Source organism: Streptomyces sp. enrichment culture (genome assembly GCF_964272895.1).
GTDB lineage: Bacteria > Actinomycetota > Actinomycetes > Streptomycetales > Streptomycetaceae > Streptomyces.
In genome coordinates this window covers 481,899-503,149 of record NZ_OZ186832.1, presented here as the reverse complement: position 1 = coordinate 503,149, position 21,251 = coordinate 481,899, and the positions used below count along the sequence as shown (strand labels likewise).

Here is a 21,251-nt window from a genome sequence, read left to right as displayed (position 1 = left end):
GACGCCGGGGCGCACCGCCACTTCACCGACCTGCACGAGGCCGTGCCGCACATCCTCGCCTTCGCGGAACAGAGTGGGGCAGCGGTCCTCTGACGCGCCGGGCGCGCGCGAAGCAGGCCGACGGGGCCAGCACCAGCCCGGTGTGCGCTCACGGAGCCCGCGGCGTCAGGTGCGTCTGCCGTACGCCACGAAATGTGCGGCGAAGAAGCGGATGGCGTCGCGGTCGCGCTCGGCGCGTCGGAACGCCTCCTCCCAGCGCTCCAGGTCGTCGGGCCCGGCCAGGCCCTCCGCGATCAGGGCGTCCCGCGCCGCCCAGGCGGGGCCGCGCATGCCGGACGGCGGGGTGACGACCTCGATGTGCCCCTCGAAGGCGGCGACCTCCAGCCCGGCGGCGACCAGCAGTTCGTCCAGCCGGCTGCCGACGCACAGGTCGTTGCCGCGGCGCCGGTGCAGCTCCCGGTAGCGCTCCTCCAGCTCCTGCAGCTCCGCCGGGGCGCCGCGCAGCCGGAAGCAGCGCACATCGATGTCGACCAGATACACCGCGCCGCCGCCCGGCCGGGCCAGCGTGGCGAGGTGGTCGACGATGGCCTGCTCCCGTCCGCCGTTGTGGGCCAGCACATGCCGCAGCATCACGAGGTCGAAACCGCCGGACGGCAGACCCGTGGCGTCGGCCGGCCCGGCGACGGTCCGCACGGCCGCGCCCGCCCCCTCGGCGAGCGCCGCGGCCGCCGCGAGCGCCCGCTCGTCCCGGTCCACGGCCCACACGGCACCGTCCGGACCCGCGAGCTCGGCCAGCCGCACCGAGACCGCGCCCGGACCGCACCCCACATCGGCGATCCGCGCGCCGGGGACCGCCCCGGCGGCCCGCCACAGCTCACGCTCCCGGCGCTCGGCCGCCTCGGCCATCAGCCGGTAGCGGGCGATCTCCGGTTCGCTCAAGGACAGCGCATAGTCGGCCACGTCACCTATCGTGCACCCCGGACCCGCCCGTGTCGTGCCCGCGCACGACGCCCCGCCCACCGAGAGGAACCCGTATGACCCTGCGCTGTGCCGTACTGGACGACTACCAGGACGCAGCCCTGCGGCTGGCGGACTGGAGCCCTCTGGACGGACGGGTCGAGGTACGCGTCCTGCGCGAGCACATCGCCGACCGTGACGCGCTCGTCGCCGCGCTGGAGGACTGCGAGATCGTCGTGGCGATGCGCGAACGCACCCCGTTCGACGCGGAGTTGCTCGCCCGGCTGCCCCGGCTGCGCCTGCTGGTGACCACCGGCATGCGCAACGCCTCCATCGACCTGGCCGCCGCGGCCGGGGCGGGCGTGACCGTCTGCGGCACCTCCAGCAGCGCCACCCCGCCCGTCGAGCTGACCTGGGCCCTGCTGCTCGGGCTCGCCCGCCGGGTCACCCCCGAGAACAACGCGCTGCGCGCGGGCGGCCCCTGGCAGTCCACCGTCGGCCAGGACCTGCACGGCAGGACCCTGGGTCTGCTGGGACTCGGCCGCATCGGCAGCCGTGTGGCCCGCGTCGCACGGGCCTTCGACATGAACGTGCTGGCCTGGAGCCAGAACCTGACCGCGCAGCGCGCCGCCGAGGCGGGCGCCGAACTGGCCGCCGACAAGGAGGAGCTGCTGCGCCGCAGCGACTTCGTGTCCGTCCATCTGGTCCTGTCCGACCGCACTCGGGCACTGCTCGGCGAGACGGAACTGAAGGCCATGCGGCCGCACGCCCACCTGATCAACACCTCCCGCGCCGCCATCGTGGACCGCGACGCCCTGCTGCGCGCCCTGCGCGAGGGCTGGATCGCCGGCGCCGGACTCGACGTCTTCGACACCGAGCCGCTCCCCGCCGACGACCCCCTGCGCACCCTGCCCAACGTCCTGGCCACCCCGCACCTCGGCTATGTCACCGAAGGCAACTACCGCACCTTCTACACCCACGCCGTGGAGGACATCGCCGCGTTCCTCGACGGCAGCCCGGTGCGGGTCCTGACCGCGTAGCTCAGGCGTCGGGCGCCGCGTACACCCGGCGGCCCGCCACCAACGTCTCCAGCACGCGCGTCGCGGCGATCTCCTCGGCCGGGCCCGCGAAGGGGTCGCGGTCCAGGACGACCAGATCGGCGGCCTTGCCGACGCTGATGCTGCCGCTGATGTGGTCGAGGTGGTTCACATACGCGCTGCCGGCCGTGTACGCGGCGATCGCCGTGCCCAGGTCCAGCCGCTGCTCGGGCAGGAAGACGGGGGTGCCCTCCGGGGCCGCCGGCTCGACGCGGTTGACGGCGACATGGAGGGCCTGGAGCGGGTCCGGGCTGCTGACCGGCCAGTCGCTGCCCGCGGCCAGGGTGGCGCCGGCCCGCAGCAGACCGCCGAACGGGTACTGCCAGGCGCCGCGTTCCGGGCCGAGGAAGGGCAGGGTGAGTTCGTCCATCTGCGGCTCGTGGACGGCCCACAGCATCTGGAGGTTGGCGGTCGCGCCGAGTGCGCGGAAGCGCGGCAGGTCCTGCGGGTGGACGACCTGGAGGTGGGCGAGATGGTGCCGGGTGTCCCGCCGGCCGTTGGCGGCGCGGGCCGCCTCCACCGCGTCCAGGGCCTCGCGCACCGCCCGGTCGCCGAGCGCGTGGAAGTGCACCTGGAAGTCCAGCGCGTCCAGGGCGGTGACACAGGACTTGAGCGCGTCCGGCGGCACGAAGCTGATGCCGCTGTTGTCCGAGGCGCAGCCGCAGCCGGTCAGATACGGGGCGGTCATCGCGGCCGTCTGGTTCTCCGCGATGCCGTCCTGCATGATCTTGACGGTGCCCGCGCGGAAGCCTCCCCGGCTCAACCTCTCCCGCTTCTCGGCCAGTTCGGGGATCTGCTCGGCGCCCCGCTCCCGGTCCCACCACAGCGCGCCGACCACCCGGGCGGTCAGCAGCCCCTGGTCCACGGCCGCGTGATAGGCGGGCGTCGGATCGGTCATGTTGGCGTACGCCCCCACGATCGCGTCCTGCCAGGCGGTCACGCCGTACGAGTGGAGGACGGCCTGCGCGCGCAGCAGACCGGCCAGCTGCTCCTGCGGCGTCGGGTCCGGCACCAGCCGCCCGACGAGATCGACCGCGCCCTCCTGGAGCATCCCGGTCGGCCGCCCCTCGGCGTCCCGCTCGATGCGCCCGTCGGCGGGGTCCGGGGTGCGGGCGTCGATGCCGGCCCGTTCCAGCGCCCGGCTGTTGACCCAGGCGCCGTGGTGGTCGCGGTTGGGCAGGAACACCGGCCGGTCGGGGACGATCGCGTCCAGTGCGGCGGCCGTGGGCGTGCCTCCGGGGAACGCCTCCAGGGACCAGCCGCCGCCGGTGATCCATTCCACGTCCGGGCGGGCGGCGGCGTACTCGCCGATCCTGCGCAGGTACTCCGCCGCGTCGCCGGTGTCGCCGAGGTGGCACAGGCCCAGCTCCAGGCCCGCGCCCTGCGGATGGACGTGCGCGTCCTGGAACCCGGGCAGCAGCAGCTTGCCGGCGAGGTCCACGACGTCGGTGCCCGGACCGATCAGCTCGCGGACCTCGTCGTGGCCGACGGCGACGATCCGCCCGTCGCGCACGGCGACCGAGGTCGCGCGGCTGCGGGCCGGGTCGACGGTGTGGACCGGGCCGCCGGTGAGCACGAGGTCGGCGGGGCCTTGAACCTGTGTCATATCTGGTGCTCCAGTGGGTGGTTCAGACCGCGGTGCGGTCGATCGGGAGGGTGCGGGCGTAGGAGACGGCGGGCACGGCGACGGCGGGCAGCGCCTCGCGCGGACCCCGGCGCACAGCGGCCCGGAAGCGCACTGCGCAGGCGAGCGCGGTGCGGCCGCAGTACAGGGCGACTATCGGCCCGAACACGGGGAACTGCCCGTGATGGCTCACAGTTCCTTCGAGGACGCGGTGGACCTGCTCCTGGAGGCGCCGGCCGCGCGTGCCGGCGGCCGTCGGAGCTGACGGTCCCCGGCCGGTGGGGCGGCCCCGGTGGTCAAGGGCGTTGCCGCCGGGACGACGGCCGGTACGAGGTCACGGCCCGCCGTCGGCCGGGGGTACCGCGGGGCGGGTCCACAGGGTGAGGTCGCTGCTGGTGGCGACGGCGAGCGTGCGGCCGGAGGGGGAGAAGCCGGCGGCCCGCAGTTCGCAGGAGCTGGCGTCGTGGATGTGCCACCAGCGCTCCCCGTGCGGCCCGTCGTGCGGCATGCCGCTGCCCCGCGAGAGCAGCACCCGGTGGTGCGGCCACTCGGGGCTGACCACCTCCACGCCCCAGCCGTCGTCCGTGCCGGTGTGCAGACCCCCGCCGAACCACCCGGCCATCCGCACGCGTGTCCCCGCGAGCGGTCCGATACCTTCGCAGGACAGGTCCGGCGCGGACTCGGGCATCGCGTCCTCGGCGTCACGGTCACGGGCCAGCTTCTCGCCGGTCGTCGCGTCGAACACCCCGAGCCCGCTCCCGGAGAACACCAGCACCAGGTCCCGGCCGTCGTCCGGCGCGGCGCCGAAGCCGATGCCCTGGAGCCCGCCGACCGGCGTACGCCGGTCCAGGACCCGGCGCCAGGGAGCCGGTGCGGGGATCTCCGGGACGGCGAGAAACCGCTCCCGCAGCCGTTGCTGGTACGCCGAGAGCATCCTGTGCCAGACCTCCTGCCCGTGACACGGGTGTGCCCCCGTCACATCGATGTTCCTGCTTCCGCCGGCCGACCAGGCTACCGATCATGGTGACGTAACCGATCGTGCCCCCAAGGGAGATGAAATGTCCGTCCGCGCCCTGGTCGTCGACCCGTCCGCCCCCGCCGCCGTCCGCCTCGGCGAGGTGCCCGAGCCCGTGGCCGGCCCCGGCCAGGTGCTGGTGGACGTCTCCCACGCCTCGCTGAACTACGGGGACCTCAACGACGCCCGCTCCGGCCGGGTTCCCGAGGGCGCGGTGCTCGGCTCGGACGCCGCCGGGGTGGTGGTGCGGGCCGCCGCCGACGGCAGCGGGCCCGCGGTCGGTGCGCGGGTGGTCGCCCTGACCACGGGCGCGTTCGCCGAGCGCGTCGCGATAGGGGTCGACCAACTCGCCGAGGTGCCGAAGGACTTGGATCTGGCGAAGGCCGTCGGCCTGCCCGTGGCCGGCGTCGCGGCGCTGCGGTCGCTGCGCGCGGCCGGACTCGGACCGGACAAGCGCGTGCTGATCACCGGCGCGTCCGGTGGAGTGGGCCGGTTCGCCGTGCAGCTGGCGGCCCGGGCCGGGGCCCATGTCATCGCGTCCGTGGGATCCGCGGCCCGCGGCGAGGGACTGCGCGAGGCGGGCGCCGACGAGGTGCTCGTCGGCCTCGACGGGCTCACCGAGCCGGTCGACGTGGTCGTCGACAGCGTGGGCGGCCCGCAGATGGTCGCCGCGTGGAACCTGCTCGCCCCCGGCGGCAGCCTCCAGAGCGTCGGCTGGACCTCGGGCGAGCCCGCCGTCCTGCCGCCCTATGCCACCGTCGGCCCCGCCAAGTCCCTCACCTCCTTCGTCATCGACAGCCCCGCCGGCGCCGACCTCGCCACCCTCGCCGAACTCGCCGCCGAAGGCGCCCTCACCGTCGGCATCGGCTGGCAGGGCTCCTGGGAACGCTTCGCCGAGGCGGCCGAGGCCCTCAAGGGCCGCCGGGTGTCCGGCAAGGCGGTGCTGGAGGTGTCCCGAGGCTGAGGCTGAGACCGACGGCTGCGCGGGAGCGCCGGCAGGGCGCTGTCCCGGCGCACGGGACCAGCGCGCCGGACCAGCGCACGGACCGGCGGCCGACGGGACGTCCGTGCCGTCGGGTGAGGCCTGCCCGGAGCGCCGCCTCCCGTTCGAAGCGGGCGTCGGGGTCGGCGAGGGCGTCCCCGAAGAGGCGGTGCACCCGGTGCAGGCGCTGGCGTGCGGTCCGGGGACGGAGGGCGGTGCGTTCGGCCTACCGGCGGCACCAGCCTCGCGCAGACTGCGCGCCCAGCGCAGCGAGTCGGCCGACTGCTCCGGCGGTACGGCGGGGCAGTCGGCCGCGCCGGTCTCGCGCGGCAGCTGCCGCAACCGCGGGTCGGCGCCCGGAAGGGCGCGTAACGGAGCTCGGCGCCCCGGAGTCCTGTCCGGGCGCCGAACTCCCGCCGGACTACTGGCGCTTGCCGGTGCCCGGCGGCGAAAGGGCCATCTCTCAGGCGTCGTTCTTCGGAGCCGCCTGCTGGACCACCTCGAACGACCACAGCGTCGAGCCGCTGGCCGCGGGCTTGGGACGCTCGCCGCCCTCGGCGCCGCCGCCCTGGTGCGCGGCCTTCATGGGGCCCTCCATCCACGCCTGGAAGGACGCCTCGTCCCGCCAGCGCGTGTAGACGAGGTACTGGTCGGTGCCCTCGACCGGCCGCAGCAGCTCGAACCACTCGAAGCCGTCGGAGCTCTCCACGGCGTGGGCACGGGAGGCGAAGCGCTTCTCCAGCGTCTCGCGCTGCTCGGCGGGCACGGTCAGTACGTTGATCTTGACTACGCTCATGCCCTCATCCTGCCGTACCGCCCCCCGCCCGTGCCGGGCGCCCCGCAGGACACCCGGCCGGGTGGTGTCAGGGCGTGACGCGCAGCAGAAGGTCGGGTGAGCCGGTGCCCGGGTCGCCGACCACACCTGAGGTGGCGGCGGAGGTCAGGGCGCCGGCCACCTGCGCGGGCGAGTCCGCCGGGTGCCCGGCGAGGTACACCGCGGCCGCACCGGTGACGTGCGGGGTGGCCATGGAGGTGCCGGACAGGGTGTTGACGGCCCGGTCGTTCGTCCGCCAGGCCGAGGTGATGGACGTGCCGGGCGCGAACAGGTCCAGCGCGGAGCCGTGGTTGGAGGAGCTCGAGCGCGCGTCCGTGCTGGTCGTCGCCCCGACGGTGAGGGCCTCCGCGACTCGGGCCGGCGAGAAGCCGGCGGCGCTGGAGTCGGAGTTGCCCGCGGCCACGGCGTAGGTGACGCCGGACGCGATCGAGTTGCGTACGGCGGTGTCGAGCGCCGTGTTGGCGCCACCGCCGAGGCTCATGTTGGCCACGGCCGGCTTCACGGCGTTGGCGGTCACCCAGTCGACGCCGGCGACGACCTGGGCGGTGGTGCCGGAACCGGAGTCGTTCAGCACTCGCACGGCCACGATCCGGGCCCGCTTGGCGACACCGTGGGCGGTGCCGGCGACCGTGCCCGCCACATGGGTGCCGTGACCGTTGCCGTCCTGGGCGACCGCGTCCCCGTCGACCGCGTCGTAGCCGTTGACGGCACGGCCGCCGAAGTCGGTGTGACTGATGCGGACACCGGTGTCGATGATGTACGCGGTGACGCCGGAGCCGGCCGAGTCCGGGTAGGTGTAGCGGTTGTCCAGCGGGAGGGCGGCCTGGTCGATGCGGTCCAGGCCCCAGGACGGCGGGTCGGTCTGGGTGGCGGCGAGGCGCACGGTGGTGTCCTGCACCACCTGCGCGACGGCCGGGTCGGCGGCCAGTCTGCGCGCCTCGCGCTCGCTCAGACGGGCGGCGAAGCCGTTGAGCGCGGCGCGATAGGTGTGCGTGATCTCGCCGCCGTACCGGGCGAGGAGACCGCGGCCGGCCGCCGAGGCGGCCCGCAGACCGGAGTCCGCCCTCAGGACGACGATGTAGCTGTCCTTCACCGCGTTGCCGGCGCCCGCGCCGATGATGCGGCCTTCGGCCGGTGCGGCCTGCGCGGGGGCGCCCGTGTGCAGACCGAGGGCGGCGGTGGCCACCGCCGCCCCGAGCGCCGTGGCGATCCGCCGGCGCCTTCCGTGCGTCACTGCCATCGCGGGAGTCCTCCTGCCGTCGGTGGTGCGCTGCCGGACGGCCGAAATGGTCCGCTCTTGACGCGTCCACCACAAGAGGGTGGGGCCGCGCGCACCCCCGGCAACAGCGCGTTCCGGACGCGCGGCCCTACTTCTGCCCGGCCGCGTATCCCGGCAGCGAGGGCCAGCGCACGGTGACCACCACCGAATCCTCCGGCGCACACCAGGAGTGGTCCACACCGGGCCCCCACACCACATAGTCGCCCTGCTCGGCCAACTCCACCGTCCGATGCGGGAACTGAACACGGAAGCGCCCGCTGACCAGGATCAGCACGGCGGTGCGCCGCTCACCGCGCACCCACTCCGGCCGCGCGTCCCCCGCGGGGTGCACCCCCCACTTGATCTCCACGGCGTCGCTGTGACGCGGGTCCGAGGCATCCTTGAAGTGGCCCAGCAACCAACCGCGATCGACCGCCGCATCGACACTCGCCCGCCCGGTGTACACGTTGTCGTCCATGCCCTCGGACGCTAACACCCGCCCGGAGCAGCGGCGTTGCGGACGGCCGGTCCGGGTGCGGTCGCGGCGGGTCCCCGTCCGTGGAGGCAGCCGGTCACGCCACCGCGCTCAGCGTGTCCGCGAGCCGGCGGCGGGAGGCGCGGGTGGCGGGGAGGGCGGCGAGGGCGGCCGCGCCGAGGACCGCGCCCGCGCCGAGGAGGGCCAGGAGGGCGGGGGAGGGGCTGCGGGCGATGCCCGCGCCGATTCCGCTGGAGCTGCCCTGGGTGTCGATCAGCCAGTGGGCGAGCGGGAGGCCGAGGGCTGTGGCCAGCAGGACGGCCGTCAGGGCCGTGCAGGCCGTCGAGACGACCGTGACCGCCGTGATCTGGCGGGGCGACAGGCCGACGGCCTTCAGCGCGAGCAGATCCCGCTCGGACTCGCGGACGGTGCCGCCGATCGCCGTCAGCAGCTCCACCAGGCCGATCAGGGCGAGGACGAGGATCAGGCCGAGGACCACTCCGCGCAGCGGCGACAGCCCGTCGGCCGGGTTGGTCACCGTGTGCACGTCCAGGTGCCCCCGCCCGGCCTCGGCCAGCCGGCTCGCGACCTCGTGCGGATCCGCGCCGGGGGTGAGGCGGACCTGGTACAGGGTGGCCCGCAGACCGGGGTCGTTCTCCCGCAGGGTGTCGAGCGAGGTGGAGATGACCCGCCCGGCGTTGTCCGGCTCCAGGCTGCGGCCGACGATGTGCAGGATCTGCGGCTGGTCGCCGACGGTCACCCGCACCCAGTCGCCGACCCGTACGTCCAGCAGGTCCAGCAGCCCCTGCCCGGCCACCGCCTCGTCGGGCCCCCGCGCCGCGCGGCCCTCCGCCAGGGCGTACGGGTAGGGGTCCTGGCGGGTGCCGAGTCCGCGCAGCGCGATGGTCTGCGTCTGACCGGGGACCAGCGCGGCCACCTCCACACCCGGATGCGCGGCGGCCACCTGCGGATCGCGGTCGAGCAGCGCCCGTGTCCCGCGGTCGTCCAGGGAGCCGTCGGGGTGCACGGTCAGCGCGGCGGGCAGTCCGATCTGCTCGGGCCTGCTCTGGAAGCGGTCGATGGTGGTCCACGCGCTCATCGCCACCACGATCAGCAGCAGCGGCAGTGCGAGGCGGCCCATCGCCCCGAGCGAGCGCGGATGCCGGGAGAACGCCCGGTGCCAGCCGAGCACCAGCGCGGGCGACAGGTGGAGAACGGCGGTCCGAGACGGCCTGGATGCCTCCGATGACGCGGCGGTCCTGGACGGCCTGGATTCCTCCGGCGCCCCGGTGGTCCTGGACGGCCTGGATTCCTCTGGCGCCCCGGCGGTCCGGGACGCTCCGGATTCCTCCGGCGCCCCGGCGGTCCGGGGCGTCCCGGAAACCCCCGTCGCCCCGGCGGTCCGGGGCGTCCCGGAAACCCGCGGTGACGCGGCGGCTCGTGACGTCCCGGAATCCCCCGGCGACGAGGCGGCCCCAGACGCTCCGGATCCCCCCGCCGCCCCGGCCGCCCACGACCCTCCAGCCGCACCGGACGACTCCCTGACGCGGGACAGACCAGGTATACGAGACAGCCCCGGCATCCGAAGCAGCCCGGACGGCAGCGGCACCGGTACCCGCACCCCCAGCGCCCACCGCGCCACCCCCGACAGCCGTCCGCCCCGCGGCGCCGCCGTCCGGGGGACGGGGACCGGCGGCACCCGTCCCGCGCGCCACGCGGCCAGCCCCGTCGTCGCGCCGATGAACAGCACCGCCCCCACCGGCACCGCGAACAGCGTCACCGCGTGCCCCGGCAGCCCCTGCCACACCCCGACCGCGTCCCCGAGCCGGCCCGGAATGCGGTCGCCGAGCGCCTCGGTGAGCGCGGCCGCGGCGACGGCGCCCAGCAGCGCGTAGGCCAGATGCTGGAGCAGGAACAGCCGTACCACCTGGCCGGGCGTGAAGCCGATCGCCTTGAGCACGGAGATGTCCCGCAGATGCCCGCGGATGCGGGTGCCGATCGCACCGTGCACCGCGAACCCGGCGGCCAGCAGCGCCCCCAGGCCGAAGAGCCCCAGCACCTGGCCGAGCAGCCGGTCGCCGCCCTGCGCCTCCGCCCGCGCCTGCTGCCAGGTGTGCACCTCGCCGATGGCCCCGGCGCCCAGGACGGTCACCGCCCGCTGGACGGCGTACCCCGTGTCGTCGGGATCGGTCAGCCGCAGCCCGATCACCTGCCCGTCGGGGTCGGGCAGCGCGGCGGGCAGGGCCCAGACCAGGCCGCGCCGCTCGCCCGCGCGGTAGGGCGGCTCGGCACTGTCGGCGACGCCGACCACGGTGAAGCGGCGGGTGTCGCCGGGCACGGTGAGCGTGTCGCCGGGTTCGGCGAGCAGGGAGCGGGCGAGCCGCGTCTCCAGTACCACCCCCGCCGGCGCCGAGGGGTCCAGCCAGCGCCCTGCGGTCAGCACCGGACGGCCCACCTCGGGCCGTGCCGCCGTGCCGCGCAGCTCCACCGAGGCACGGGCGCCGCGCGTGGCGACGGTCGCCGAGGCCGCCGGATAGGGCCCGGCCACGGAGTCGACGCCGTCGAGCCCGGACAGCTTGCCCGTATCCGCGCCGGGCGCGGTGTGCAGCCAGACGTGCGCGCCGTTGGCCTGTGTGAACACCCGCTGCCAGGGGTTGGTGGCATAGCCGAACAGGGCGGAGGCCAGCAGCAGGGAGACGACGACGCCCGCGGTGGCCAGCACCAGGAACAGCGCCTCGCCGCGGTGTGCGCGCAGATCCGAGTGCGCCCAGCGCAGAGTGGCTCGCACGGCCGTCAGCCTCTCTTCCCGGACCGCCGGGACCCGCCGTCGTAGCCCCGCATGTCAGTCCTTGAGCTCCAGCACTCCGGATATCCCGCCGCGGCGGGCGGGCGTGGCGTCCAGTTCCGCGTCGTCGGCGATCCGCCCGTCGAAGAAGCTGATGACCCGGTCCGCGGCGCTCGCCAGCCGGGCGTCATGGGTGACCAGCAGGATCGTCTGGCCGCGCCGGTGGAAGCGGGACAGCAGCCGCATCACCTCGCGGGTGCCCTTGCTGTCCAGGCTGCCCGCGGGCTCGTCGGCGAGCAGCAGCGGGGGATGGTTGACCAGCGCGCGGGCCAGCGCCACGCGCTGCTGCTCGCCGCCGGACAGCTCACCCGGCATGCTGCGCTCCTTGCCCGCGAGCCCCAGCTCGGCCAGCAGCTCCTCCCGCTCGGCGCGCGCCCGCTTCGGCGCGACCCCGGCGAGCAGCGCGGGCAGCTCGACGTTGTCGGCGACGGACAGGTTCGAGACCAGGTTGAAGAACTGGAAGACGATCCCGATCCGCCGACGCCGCTCCACCGCCCAGCGGGCCTCGCTCCAGGCGTCCGCGCACTCGCCGTCGAGCCACACGCTCCCGGCGTCGGGCCGCTGCAGCCCGCCCAGCAGATGCAGCAGGGTCGACTTCCCGGCGCCGGACGGCCCGGTGATCGCCACGAACTCGCCCGGCCGTACGGCGAGGTCCACCCCGCGCACGGCATGGGCGGGCGCGCCCTCGCCGTGGTGGGTCTTGACCAGCCCGTCGGCGCGCAGCAAGGGAGCCGGGTCCTCGGCGCGCGGCCCGGATGCGGGCTCCTCGGTGTGCGCCACCGATCCCCGGCCCTCGGCCCCCGGCACGGGAGCGGCACTGCGCTCGCTCACTCCGGCTCCTCCAGCTCTTCCAGCTCTTCCTGGCACCGCTCCAGCCAGTCGAGGTCGGCCTGCAGGTGCAGCATCGCGCCCTCGATGAGCAGATGGGCGATGCGGTTGTCGCGGTCTTCGGCGGCGGCCAGCTTGGACAGCTGCCGCATGGTGTTCAGATACTGGCGCCGCTGCTTGTTGATCAGGGCGATCTGGTCGGCGAGGCCGGTCTGCGGGGCGAGGGCCAGTTTCATGAAGAACTCGTCCCGGACCCGCGGTTCGTCCTCGGGCTCCGCGAACCAGGCGCGCAGCGCCTCACGCCCGGCCTCGGTGAGGTGGTAGACCTTCTTGTTGGGCCGGCTGGACTGCTCGACGTCCTCGCCCTCGATCAGTCCCTGTTTCTCAAGGCGGCCGAGGGTGACGTAGATCTGGCCGACGTTGGGCTGAGGGTACGCGGACCCCAGCAGTTGCTCAAGGTCCTGCTTCAGCTCGTAGCCATGGGCCGGGCCGCGGGCGAGGAGTGCCAGGAGGGGCAGGCGCACGCGTGCTGTCCTCCTGTCCTGGTGATGTGTGCCAGGCCCTAGTATCGCCCATGCCTAACAGGTATACATGGCCTTTGAGCCCGGGCAAGGGTGCCAGGTGCCGGTGTACAGGGAGGAACCTATGCGGTGGACGCGTGCCGCGGGTAGGGGCCTCCTCGTTCTTCTGATCGTTCTCACGGGATACGTCACCTCCGGCGTCCAGGAGCGGCAGACGGGCGCAGACGGACGCGGCCCCCTCACCCTGGCCACCGCCGGTGACCTGACCGGCTACCTGGGCCCTCTGCTGGAGGGCTGGAACCGCACCCATCCCGGCGAGCGGGTCACCCTCGTCGAGCTGCCCGACTCCGCCGACGAGACCTACGCGCAGATGGTCACCGACCTGCGCGGCGGCCGGGGCCGCTTCGACGTGCTGAACATCGACGTCAACTGGACGTCCGAGTTCGCCGCGGCCGGGTGGATCCGCCCCCTGGAGCGCGAGCGCTTCCCGCTCGGCACGTTCCTGCCGCCGGTCGTCGACACCGCGACCTACGACGGCAGGCTGTACGCCGTCCCGTACGTCACCAACGCCGGTCTGCTGCTGTACCGCAAGGACGTCCTCGACAAGGAGGGCCTGCCGCCGCCGCGCACCTGGGCGGAGCTGGAGCGGTACGCGAAGACCGTCGCCCCGAAGTACGGGCTCGACGGGTACGCCGGTCAGTTCCTGCCCTACGAGGGCCTGACCGTGAACGCGGCCGAGGCGGTCTACTCGGCGGGCGGCACGATCCTCGGCGACGAGGGCGCGCGGGTCACCGTGGACTCGGCGGCCGCCCGCGAGGGCCTCGGGTTCCTGGTGCGCGGGGTGCGCGAGGGCTGGATCCCGCGGGAGGCGCTGGCGTACAAGGAGGAGGAGTCCAAACGGGCCTTCCAGGACGGCCGGCTGCTCTTCCTGCGGAACTGGCCCTACGCCTATGTCGCCGCCTCGGCCGAGGGCTCGAAGGTCGCCGGGCGGGTCGGCGCGGTGCCGCTGCCGGGACCGCAGGGGCCGGGCACGAGTGTGCTCGGCGGCTCGAACCTCGCCGTCAGCGCCCAGGCACGCCACCCCGACTCGGCCGCGCGGCTGATCGCCTACCTCACCGGTGAGCGCGTCCAGCGCCAGGTGCTGACCGAGGGCGCGCTGCCCCCGGTGCGCGCGGACCTGTACGAGGACCCCGCGCTGATCAGGGAGTTTCCCTATCTGCCGACCCTGCGCACCAGTGTGCTCGCGGCCGCGCCGCGGCCCAAGAGCCCGCGCTACGACCAGGTCAGCCTGGCCGTGCAGGCGGTCGTGCACGACGCGATGACCGGGCGGCAGACGCCCGAGGCCGCGGTGCGCCGGCTGGCGCGCGAGCTCGACGCCGTCGCCCACTGACACCTTCCCCTAGTTACCTGTTAGGTAACGCCCAGGTCTCACCTGTCGCCATCCCGCCCCGATTTGTCAGCATTTGTCGAGCCAACTCCCCAGTAGCTTCCGTCAAGTTCATTGACACCTTCCTGAAACGGATACCTAACATGCATACATGTTGAGTAAGTACCGCTGGTGGCGTGACGCGGTGATCTACCAGGTCTACGTCCGCAGCTTTCTGGACAGCACCGGAGACGGCGTCGGCGATCTCGCCGGGGTCCGGGCAGGGCTGCCGTACCTGAAGAAACTGGGCGTCGACGGGATCTGGCTGAGCCCCTTCTATCCCTCGCCGCAGCACGACCACGGCTACGACGTGGCCGACTACTGCGACGTCGACCCGCTCTTCGGCGACCTCGCCGAGTTCGACCGGCTCGTCCACGCCGCCCGCAGCCTCGGCATCAAGGTGCTGCTGGACATCGTCCCCAACCACTGCTCCCACGAGCACCCGTGGTTCCGCGAGGCCCTCGCCGCGGCGCCGGGCAGCCCGCAGCGCGCCCGCTTCCACTTCGCCGACGGCCGCGGCCCTGGCGGCGCCGAGCCGCCCAACAACTGGCACGCCATGTTCGGCGGCCCGGCCTGGACCCGGGTCGAGGACGGCCAGTGGTACCTGCACATGTTCACGCCCGAGCAGCCCGACTGGAACTGGCGCAACCCCGAGATCCACGCCGAGTTCGACCGCATCCTGCGCTTCTGGCTCGACCGGGGCGTCGACGGCTTCCGCATCGACGTGGCCGCCGGCCTCTACAAGCACCCCGACCTGCCGGACTCCGACGACCCCGAGGCCGACGCCCGCACCCGCGACTCGGTCAACCCGCTCGCCTGGAACCAGCCCGAGGTCCACGAGGTGTGGCGGCACTGGCGGTCCCTGTGCGAGGAGTACCGCGAGCGCGACGGCCGCGAACGCCTCCTCGTCGGCGAGGTGTCCGTCCCCACCGCCCGCGAACACGCCCAGTACGTCCGCCCCGACGAGCTGCACCAGGCGTTCTTCTTCGACCTGCTGAGCGCCCCCTGGGACCCGGACGCCTTCCGCAAGGTCATCTCCGAGGCCATGCAGGACATCGCCGGCACCGGCTCCACGGTCACCTGGGTCCTCAACAACCACGACCAGGTCCGCACCGTCACCCGCTACGGCGAACCCGCCACCGAGGGCAGCGGCCTCGGCGCCGCCCGCGCCCGCGCCGCGGCGCTGCTGATGCTGGCGCTGCCCGGAGCCGCGTACATCTACCAGGGCGAGGAACTGGGCCTGCCCGAGGTCGTCGACCTGCCCGACGACGTCCTCACCGACCCGATCTTCCGCCGCACCGGCGACCGCGCCCGCATCCGCGACGGCTGCCGGGTGCCGCTGCCCTGGTCGGGACAGGCGTCCCCGTTCGGCTTCACCTCCGGCGCCGAGAGCGCCAAGCCCTGGCTTCCCCAGCCGGAGTACTTCGCCGAGTACGCCACCGACCGCGCCCTCGCCGACACCCGCTCCTTCTGGCACCTGTACCGCGACGGCCTCCAACTGCGCGCCGCGCTGCCCCAGTTGGGCGAGGGAACGCTGCGCTGGCTGGACACCCCGCCCGGTGTGCTCGCCTTCGCCCGCGACGACCTGGTCTGCGCGGTCAACTTCGGCACCGCCTCCGTCAGCGCGCCGGTCTCCGGCACCCCGCTGCTCGCCAGTGGCCCCTGCCCGCCCGGGATGCTCCCCGGCTCGACGGCGGCCTGGTGGATCGACGACTCCTTCACCACCGACTGAAAGGGACATCAACGATGATGCGACGACGTACCACCCTGCTCGGCTGCACCGCCCTCGTGCTCGCCCTCGGCGCCACCGCCTGCGGCGGCGGCGACGTCTCGGCCGGCGGCGGTGACAAGGCGCTCAGCGGCCAGACCCTCACCGTCGCCGGCGTGTGGACCGGCAGCGAGCAGCAGAACTTCCAGAAGGTGCTGGACGCCTTCGCCGAGAAGACCGGCGCCAAGACGCAGTTCGTCTCCACCGGCGACAACGTCTCCACCGTCGTCGGCAGCAAGATCGAGGGCGGCAACGCCCCCGACGTGGTGATGGTCCCCCAGGTCGGTGTCCTGAAGCAGTTCGCGCAGAACGGCTGGCTCAAGCCGCTGTCGCCGGCCGCCGAGAAGACCGTGGACGCCAACTTCGCGCCCGTGTGGAAGGACTACGGCAGCGTCGACGGCAAGCTCTACGGCCTCTACTTCAAGGCCGCCCACAAGTCGACGGTCTGGTACAGCCCCGACGCCCTCGCCCAGGCCGGCGTCGGCCGGCCCTCCACCTGGAAGGAGATGCTCCAGGCCGGCCGGACTCTCGCCGACTCCGGGCTCGCCGCGTTCTCCGTCGCGGGCCAGGACGGCTGGACCCTCACCGACTGGTTCGAGAACGTCTACCTCTCGCAGGCCGGTCCGGAGAAGTACGACGCCCTGGCCGCCCACGAACTCAAGTGGACGGACCCGTCGGTGGTGAAGGCGCTCACCACGCTCGGCGAGCTGTTCAAGGACGAGCAGCTGATCGAAGGCGGCCGCAAGGGCGCCCTGAACACCGACTTCCCCGGCTCGGTGGAGAAGGTGTTCGGACCCGAGCCCGAGGCCGCCATGGTGTACGAGGGCGACTTCGTCGGCGGCGTCGCCCAGGACCAGTTCGGCCGGACCATCGGCGAGGACGCCCAGTTCTATCCGTTTCCCGCGGTCGACGGCGGCACCGCACCCGTGGTCAGCGGCGGAGACGCCGCCGTGGTGCTCAAGGACGGCCGCAACGCCGACGCCGCCATGGCGTTCGTGGAGTACCTCGCCACCCCCGAAGCCGCGGCCGTCTGGGCAGAGGCCGGCGGTTTTCTGTCGCCGAACAAGAAGCTCGACCCCAACGCCTACCGCGACGTGACCACCCGTGCCACCGCCAAGTCCCTGACGTCGGCGGGCGATTCGGTCCGCTTCGACATGTCCGACCAGGCACCCGCGGCCTTCGGCGGCACCAAGGGCGCCGGCGAGTGGAAGATCCTCCAGGACTTCCTGCGCGACCCGTCGAACCCGAAGAGGACGGCCGAGCAGCTCGAAGCCGCCGCGGCCAAGGCATACAAGGGCTGACGGTCATGACCGCCACGCTCGTGAAAGAGACGAGCCCCCCGTCCGCCGCAGGTGCCGGGTCCGCCCGGCGCCCGCGGCGGCGCGGCCGGGCCGTCGCCCTGCTCTTCGTCCTGCCCGCGCTGCTCCTGCTGGGCGCGCTGGTCGTCTACCCCGTCCTCTTCTCCGTCGGCCGCAGCTTCTTCGACGCCTCCGGCACGAAGTTCGTCGGCGGCGAGAACTACGCCGAGATGTTCCGCGACCCGGCCACCCTGCGGGCCGTACGCAACACCGCGATCTGGGTCGTCGTCGCCCCCGCCCTGCTGACCGGCCTAGGGCTGATCCTCGCCGTGCTGGTGGAGAAGATCCGCTGGGCCACCGCCTTCAAACTGCTGCTGTTCATGCCGATGGCCGTGTCCTTCCTGGCGGCCGGCATCATCTTCCGCCTCGCCTACGACGAGGACCCGGACAAGGGCGTCCTGAACGCCGCCGTCGTCGCCGTCCACGACGCCTTCACCGGCACCTCCTCCTACCCGACTGCCCGCGCCCGCGAAGGACAGGGGCTCACCGAGACCGACGGCGGCGCCTACCGCACCACCGCGAGCGTCCGGCCCGGTGACACCCTGACCCTCGGACTGGTCGGCATCCAGCCCAAGGACCTCCCCGAGGGGGCCGAACGGGCCCGGCCCGCCGCGTCCGCACCCGGCGAACTGCGCGGTGTCGTCTACCTCGACTTCACCCCCGGCGGGGGAGGCGTGCAGGGAGAGGTCGACGCCGAGGAGAGCGGGCTGCCCGAGATGCGGGTCGAGGCCGTGCGCGACGGCGAGACGGTCGCCTCGACGACCACCGCCGCCGACGGCACCTTCCGCTTCGACGGGCTCGCCGACGGGGCGTACACCGTGCGGCTGCCCGCCTCGAACTTCGCCCCGCCGTACGAGGGCGTCTCCTGGCTCGGGCCCGCGCTCGTCACCCCGGCGATCATCGGCGCGTACCTGTGGATCTGGACCGGCTTCGCGATGGTACTGATCGGCGCCGGCCTGTCCACGCTGCCGCGGGACGCGCTGGAGGCCGCGCGGATCGACGGGGCCAACGAGTGGCAGATCTTCCGGCGCATCACCGTGCCGCTGCTGGCCCCGGTGCTGACGGTCGTGTTCGTCACGCTCGTGATCAATGTGATGAAGGTGTTCGACCTCGTCTACATCATCGCGCCCGGCCCGGTGCAGCAGGACGCCACCGTGCTCGCCACACAGATGTGGCTGGTGTCGTTCGGCGGCGGCAACGACCAGGGCCTCGGCAGCGCGCTCGGGGTGCTGCTCCTGCTGCTGGTGGTCCCCGCGATGGTCTTCAACGTCCGCCGCTTCCGAAGGAGCCAGCGATGAACGCCGTCCGACGCCACCTCGGCAAGGGAGCCGTCCAGGTCTTCCTGCTGATCGTCGGCCTGGTCTGGATGACCCCGCTCGCCGGACTGCTCTTCTCCTCGCTGCGGTCCGCCGAGGACACCGCCAGGGGCGGCTGGTGGACCGTGTTCACCAGCCCCGGCCAGCTGTCCTTCGACAACTACTCGGCCCTGCTGGAGAACTCGGGCATCACCCAGGCGTTCTGGAACACCGTGCTGATCTCGGTCCCGACGACCCTGCTCGTGGTCGTCGTCGCCGCGCTCGCCGGCTACGCCTTCGCCTGGCTGGAGTTCCCCGGCCGCGACGCCGTCTTCCTGGTGGTGGTCGCCCTGCTGGTGGTGCCGGTGCAGATCGGACTGCTGCCGGTGGCCAAACTCTTCGGCCAGCTGGGCCTGTTCGGCACGATCCCCGGCGTGGTGCTGTTCCACGTGGCCTACGGGCTGCCGTTCGCGGTGTTCCTGCTGCGCAACTACTTCGCCGAGATCCCCAAGGAGATGCTGGAGGCCGCCCGGATGGACGGCGGCACCGAGTGGCGGATCTTCACCCGCCTGGTGCTGCCGGTGGGCCGGCCGGCCATCGCCAGCCTCGCCATCTTCCAGTTCCTGTGGGTGTGGAACGACATGCTGGTCGCCCTGCTGTTCGCCGACAGCGCCTCGCAGCCGCTCACCGTGGAACTCCAGTCGCAGATCCGCCAGTTCGGCAGCAACATCGACGTCCTGGCACCCGGCGCGTTCCTGTCCCTGGTGGTCCCGGTGGCGGTGTTCTTCGCCTTCCAGCGGCACTTCGTGCAGGGGGTGATGGCCGGTTCGGTGAAGTAGGCCACCGGACGGCCGGCCCCGCACGAGCGGGGCCGGCCACCGCCGTCAACGGACCTGGAACGCCAGGTCGTTGTCCATCGTGTAGTACGGCCGGACCAGGACGTCACCGACCGGGGAGGCCGGGTACTCGACCACGTCCCTGCGCCCGGCGATGTCGTCCAGCAGCCGGCCGACACGCACCAGGGAGCCCTGTTCCGCGGGGCGCACGAACACATCCCACAGACCCGGTCCGGCGGCGAGCTCCGCATGCTCCACCGCGAACGCGAACCCCCGTCCGTCGGCCGCCACCTGGACCCCGGCCGTCCGCTCGGTGCGGTCCCCGCCCCGCAGCCGCACCACCACGGCCGCCCCCTCGGCGAGCGCCGCCCCGTGCAGCCGCGCGGCCACCCGTGTCGCCCGCTCCGTCACCTCGACCCGCTCCGCCTCCGCGTGCGCGGTGCGCAGCCAGGTCCGCAGCGCGAGGAACCCGTCCGTGGTGGCGTACGGCACCCGCACGGCCACCGGGGAGGGCCTGTCCCGCGTGTGCCCGTCCACCAGGGCGCGCAGATCCCGCAGCCCGTGCCGCAGCCGCTGCCGCGGCGCCTGCGGTCCGGCGACCAGATACAGGTCCCAGCGCCCGCCCTCCAGCGCGGGCGCCGGCTCCAGCACGGCGGTCAGCCGGCCGTCCCCGGCCGCCTCCAGCTCCAGCAGGCGTACGGTCTTCTCGGGCTCCCCCTTCTTCGGGCGCAGCCGCAGCAGCAGCCGGGGCTCCTCGGCGGGCGGCGCCGTGACGGCGAAGCCGATCCGCCCCTCGGCGTCGACCGTGCAGTCGGCCTTGGGCTCGGTCATGTGGTCCCCGCTCATCGCTGCCCCCTGCGCACCATCCGGCGGGCCCGGCCCGCGGCGCCGTACGCGACGTCCCGTACGGCGAATCCCTGACTGACCAGGACCCGGCCCAGTCCGCCGCCGTCCCTCCCGCGTGCTCCGGCCCGCGCCGCGAGCGCGTCCTCGAACAGCCGCTCCGCCTGGGCCACCACCGGCCCGGGCGCGAACCGGTGGGCGTTCTCCACGGCGGTGCGGCCCATCCGCCGGCGCAGCTCGTCGTCGCCGATCAGGTCGAGGAGCGCGCCGGCCAGCGCGTCGCGGTCACCCACCGGCACCAGCCGGCCGTCGGCCCCGTCACGGATGATCTCGCCCGGACCGAAGGGGCAGTCGGTGCTCACCACCGGCAGCCCGCAGCGCATGGCCTCCACGATGGTCATCCCGAACGGCTCGAAGTCGGAGGTGGCCACGCCGATCGAGCCCTTCACCCACTCCGCCTCCATCGGGGCGGCCGCGCCCATCAGCTGGACGTTCTCGTACAGCCCCAGCTCCTCGATCAGCCGCCGCAGCCGGGGCTCCTCGTCGCCCTTGCCGTAGATACGCAGCCGCCAGTCCGGGCGCCGGGCCGCGACCTGCGCGAACGCCTCGATCAGCAGGTCGTAGCGCTTGACCGGCACCAGCCGGCCGGCCGCGATCACCAGCTTCGCGTCGCCGTCGGCGACGGGCAGCCGGGGGTCGGGGACGCTGTTGGGCAGGGCGGCCACGCGCACGCCGGGCAGCCGCATCTTGCGCCGGTAGGCGGCGGCGTCCGCCTCCGTGACGGTGGTGAGCACGTCCAGGCGGCGGTAGGCCCGGCGCAGGGCGGTGCGCAGCGCGGGCGGATGGTTGTCCAGGGTCAGATGCTCCTGGCCCACCCGCAGGCTGCGCTCCGGGCCCTGGAGCGCGAGGTGCACATTGAGGCCGGGACGGGTGCCGATCAGCACGTCGGCGTCCGTCTCCGCCAGGGCCGCGGCGATCCGACGGTCCGTCAGCTCGCTGTACTGCCCGTAGCGGTACTCGGCCGCGGGGAAGACTCTCGCCGGTCTCCGGTGCTCCGGATCGTCTCTCTCCTTCCGCAGGTCGACCAGCGGACGCAGGGAGACCCGCGGGTCCAGCGCGAAGTTGGGGCGCTCGCGGTGCCGCAGCACGGAGACGATCTCCACGTCGTGCCGGTCGGCCAGTGCCTGGGCCAGGTTGAACGTCGTGGTGATCGTGCCCCCGATGCCGTAGGCGTTGTGCAGGAGAAACGAGATCTTCATGGCGGACAAGACTGCCGCCCGCCGCACTC

The 21,251-nt window shown here is 73.7% G+C and carries 20 protein-coding genes; 7 read left to right on the top strand and 13 right to left on the bottom strand.

Features of this window, described 5'->3' with window-relative positions:
* Positions 1 to 165 precede the first annotated feature (165 nt).
* Positions 166 to 960 carry a methyltransferase domain-containing protein gene (locus ACSU6M_RS02240; RefSeq protein WP_437066532.1) on the bottom strand — a complete coding sequence of 265 codons (795 nt, stop codon included), beginning with the start codon at positions 958 to 960 and terminating at the stop codon, positions 166 to 168.
* Between the two features lie 74 nt (positions 961 to 1,034).
* Here ACSU6M_RS02240 and ACSU6M_RS02235 point away from each other — a divergent pair, with 74 nt between their 5' ends.
* Positions 1,035 to 1,997 carry a D-2-hydroxyacid dehydrogenase family protein gene (locus tag ACSU6M_RS02235; RefSeq protein ID WP_437066530.1) on the top strand — a complete coding sequence of 321 codons (963 nt, stop codon included), beginning with the start codon at positions 1,035 to 1,037 and terminating at the stop codon, positions 1,995 to 1,997.
* 1 nt (position 1,998) lies between these two features.
* Here the strand turns inward: ACSU6M_RS02235 and ACSU6M_RS02230 are convergent, their stop codons facing one another.
* From ACSU6M_RS02230 to ACSU6M_RS02220, 3 genes are all read right to left on the bottom strand, one after another.
* Positions 1,999 to 3,660 carry an amidohydrolase gene (locus ACSU6M_RS02230; protein ID WP_437066528.1) on the bottom strand — a complete coding sequence of 554 codons (1,662 nt, stop codon included), beginning with the start codon at positions 3,658 to 3,660 and terminating at the stop codon, positions 1,999 to 2,001.
* A gap of 22 nt (positions 3,661 to 3,682) precedes the next feature.
* Positions 3,683 to 3,871, bottom strand: a complete 189-nt coding sequence (locus tag ACSU6M_RS02225) for a hypothetical protein (RefSeq protein ID WP_437066527.1) — start codon at positions 3,869 to 3,871, stop codon at positions 3,683 to 3,685.
* A 141-nt stretch (positions 3,872 to 4,012) separates the two neighbouring features.
* Complete coding sequence (locus tag ACSU6M_RS02220) at positions 4,013 to 4,612, bottom strand: hypothetical protein (protein ID WP_437066526.1); 600 nt, start codon at positions 4,610 to 4,612, stop codon at positions 4,013 to 4,015.
* A gap of 124 nt (positions 4,613 to 4,736) precedes the next feature.
* On the opposite strand from ACSU6M_RS02220, the gene ACSU6M_RS02215 reads away from it, so the two are divergent.
* Positions 4,737 to 5,657, top strand: a complete 921-nt coding sequence (locus ACSU6M_RS02215) for a zinc-binding dehydrogenase (RefSeq protein ID WP_437066524.1) — start codon at positions 4,737 to 4,739, stop codon at positions 5,655 to 5,657.
* Here ACSU6M_RS02215 and ACSU6M_RS02210 read toward each other — a convergent pair.
* From ACSU6M_RS02210 to ACSU6M_RS02180, 7 genes are all read right to left on the bottom strand, one after another.
* On the bottom strand, positions 5,605 to 5,850 hold the full coding sequence (locus ACSU6M_RS02210; RefSeq protein ID WP_437066523.1) for a hypothetical protein: 246 nt from the start codon (positions 5,848 to 5,850) through the stop codon (positions 5,605 to 5,607). The genes ACSU6M_RS02215 and ACSU6M_RS02210 overlap by 53 nt on opposite strands.
* 288 nt (positions 5,851 to 6,138) lie before the next feature.
* On the bottom strand, positions 6,139 to 6,471 hold the full coding sequence (locus ACSU6M_RS02205; protein WP_437066522.1) for an antibiotic biosynthesis monooxygenase family protein: 333 nt from the start codon (positions 6,469 to 6,471) through the stop codon (positions 6,139 to 6,141).
* A gap of 67 nt (positions 6,472 to 6,538) precedes the next feature.
* Positions 6,539 to 7,750: a S8 family peptidase gene (locus ACSU6M_RS02200; protein WP_437066520.1), complete on the bottom strand. Its 1,212-nt coding sequence runs from the start codon at positions 7,748 to 7,750 to the stop codon at positions 6,539 to 6,541.
* Positions 7,751 to 7,877: 127 nt separating this feature from the next.
* Positions 7,878 to 8,246, bottom strand: a complete 369-nt coding sequence (locus tag ACSU6M_RS02195) for a signal peptidase I (RefSeq protein ID WP_437066518.1) — start codon at positions 8,244 to 8,246, stop codon at positions 7,878 to 7,880.
* A gap of 94 nt (positions 8,247 to 8,340) precedes the next feature.
* Positions 8,341 to 11,031, bottom strand: coding sequence for an FtsX-like permease family protein (locus tag ACSU6M_RS02190; RefSeq protein WP_437066517.1), 2,691 nt, complete (start codon positions 11,029 to 11,031; stop codon positions 8,341 to 8,343).
* A gap of 54 nt (positions 11,032 to 11,085) precedes the next feature.
* Positions 11,086 to 11,868 carry an ABC transporter ATP-binding protein gene (locus ACSU6M_RS02185; RefSeq protein ID WP_437074971.1) on the bottom strand — a complete coding sequence of 261 codons (783 nt, stop codon included), beginning with the start codon at positions 11,866 to 11,868 and terminating at the stop codon, positions 11,086 to 11,088.
* A 47-nt stretch (positions 11,869 to 11,915) separates the two neighbouring features.
* A complete protein-coding gene (locus tag ACSU6M_RS02180; protein WP_437066515.1) occupies positions 11,916 to 12,440 on the bottom strand; it encodes a PadR family transcriptional regulator in 525 nt (174 codons plus the stop codon).
* Positions 12,441 to 12,561: 121 nt separating this feature from the next.
* On the opposite strand from ACSU6M_RS02180, the gene ACSU6M_RS02175 reads away from it, so the two are divergent.
* The 5 genes from ACSU6M_RS02175 to ACSU6M_RS02155 all read left to right on the top strand — a co-directional run bounded on the left by ACSU6M_RS02175 (position 12,562) and on the right by ACSU6M_RS02155 (position 19,123).
* The gene (locus ACSU6M_RS02175) at positions 12,562 to 13,827 is read left to right on the top strand and encodes an ABC transporter substrate-binding protein (RefSeq protein WP_437066513.1); all 1,266 of its coding nucleotides are present in this window, start codon (positions 12,562 to 12,564) and stop codon (positions 13,825 to 13,827) included.
* A 148-nt stretch (positions 13,828 to 13,975) separates the two neighbouring features.
* Positions 13,976 to 15,595 carry a glycoside hydrolase family 13 protein gene (locus tag ACSU6M_RS02170; protein ID WP_437066511.1) on the top strand — a complete coding sequence of 540 codons (1,620 nt, stop codon included), beginning with the start codon at positions 13,976 to 13,978 and terminating at the stop codon, positions 15,593 to 15,595.
* 14 nt (positions 15,596 to 15,609) lie between these two features.
* Positions 15,610 to 16,932, top strand: coding sequence for an ABC transporter substrate-binding protein (locus ACSU6M_RS02165; RefSeq protein ID WP_437066509.1), 1,323 nt, complete (start codon positions 15,610 to 15,612; stop codon positions 16,930 to 16,932).
* A 5-nt stretch (positions 16,933 to 16,937) separates the two neighbouring features.
* Positions 16,938 to 18,287: an ABC transporter permease subunit gene (locus ACSU6M_RS02160; protein WP_437066507.1), complete on the top strand. Its 1,350-nt coding sequence runs from the start codon at positions 16,938 to 16,940 to the stop codon at positions 18,285 to 18,287.
* Positions 18,284 to 19,123 carry a carbohydrate ABC transporter permease gene (locus tag ACSU6M_RS02155; RefSeq protein WP_437066505.1) on the top strand — a complete coding sequence of 280 codons (840 nt, stop codon included), beginning with the start codon at positions 18,284 to 18,286 and terminating at the stop codon, positions 19,121 to 19,123. Before ACSU6M_RS02160 ends, ACSU6M_RS02155 begins: the two co-directional genes overlap by 4 nt.
* Positions 19,124 to 19,168: 45 nt before the next feature.
* Here the strand turns inward: ACSU6M_RS02155 and ACSU6M_RS02150 are convergent, their stop codons facing one another.
* Together ACSU6M_RS02150 and ACSU6M_RS02145 are read right to left on the bottom strand one after the other, a co-directional pair.
* Positions 19,169 to 19,951, bottom strand: coding sequence for a hypothetical protein (locus ACSU6M_RS02150; protein WP_437066504.1), 783 nt, complete (start codon positions 19,949 to 19,951; stop codon positions 19,169 to 19,171).
* Positions 19,952 to 19,962: 11 nt separating this feature from the next.
* Positions 19,963 to 21,222, bottom strand: coding sequence for a glycosyltransferase family 4 protein (locus tag ACSU6M_RS02145; protein ID WP_437066502.1), 1,260 nt, complete (start codon positions 21,220 to 21,222; stop codon positions 19,963 to 19,965).
* Positions 21,223 to 21,251 lie beyond the last annotated feature (29 nt).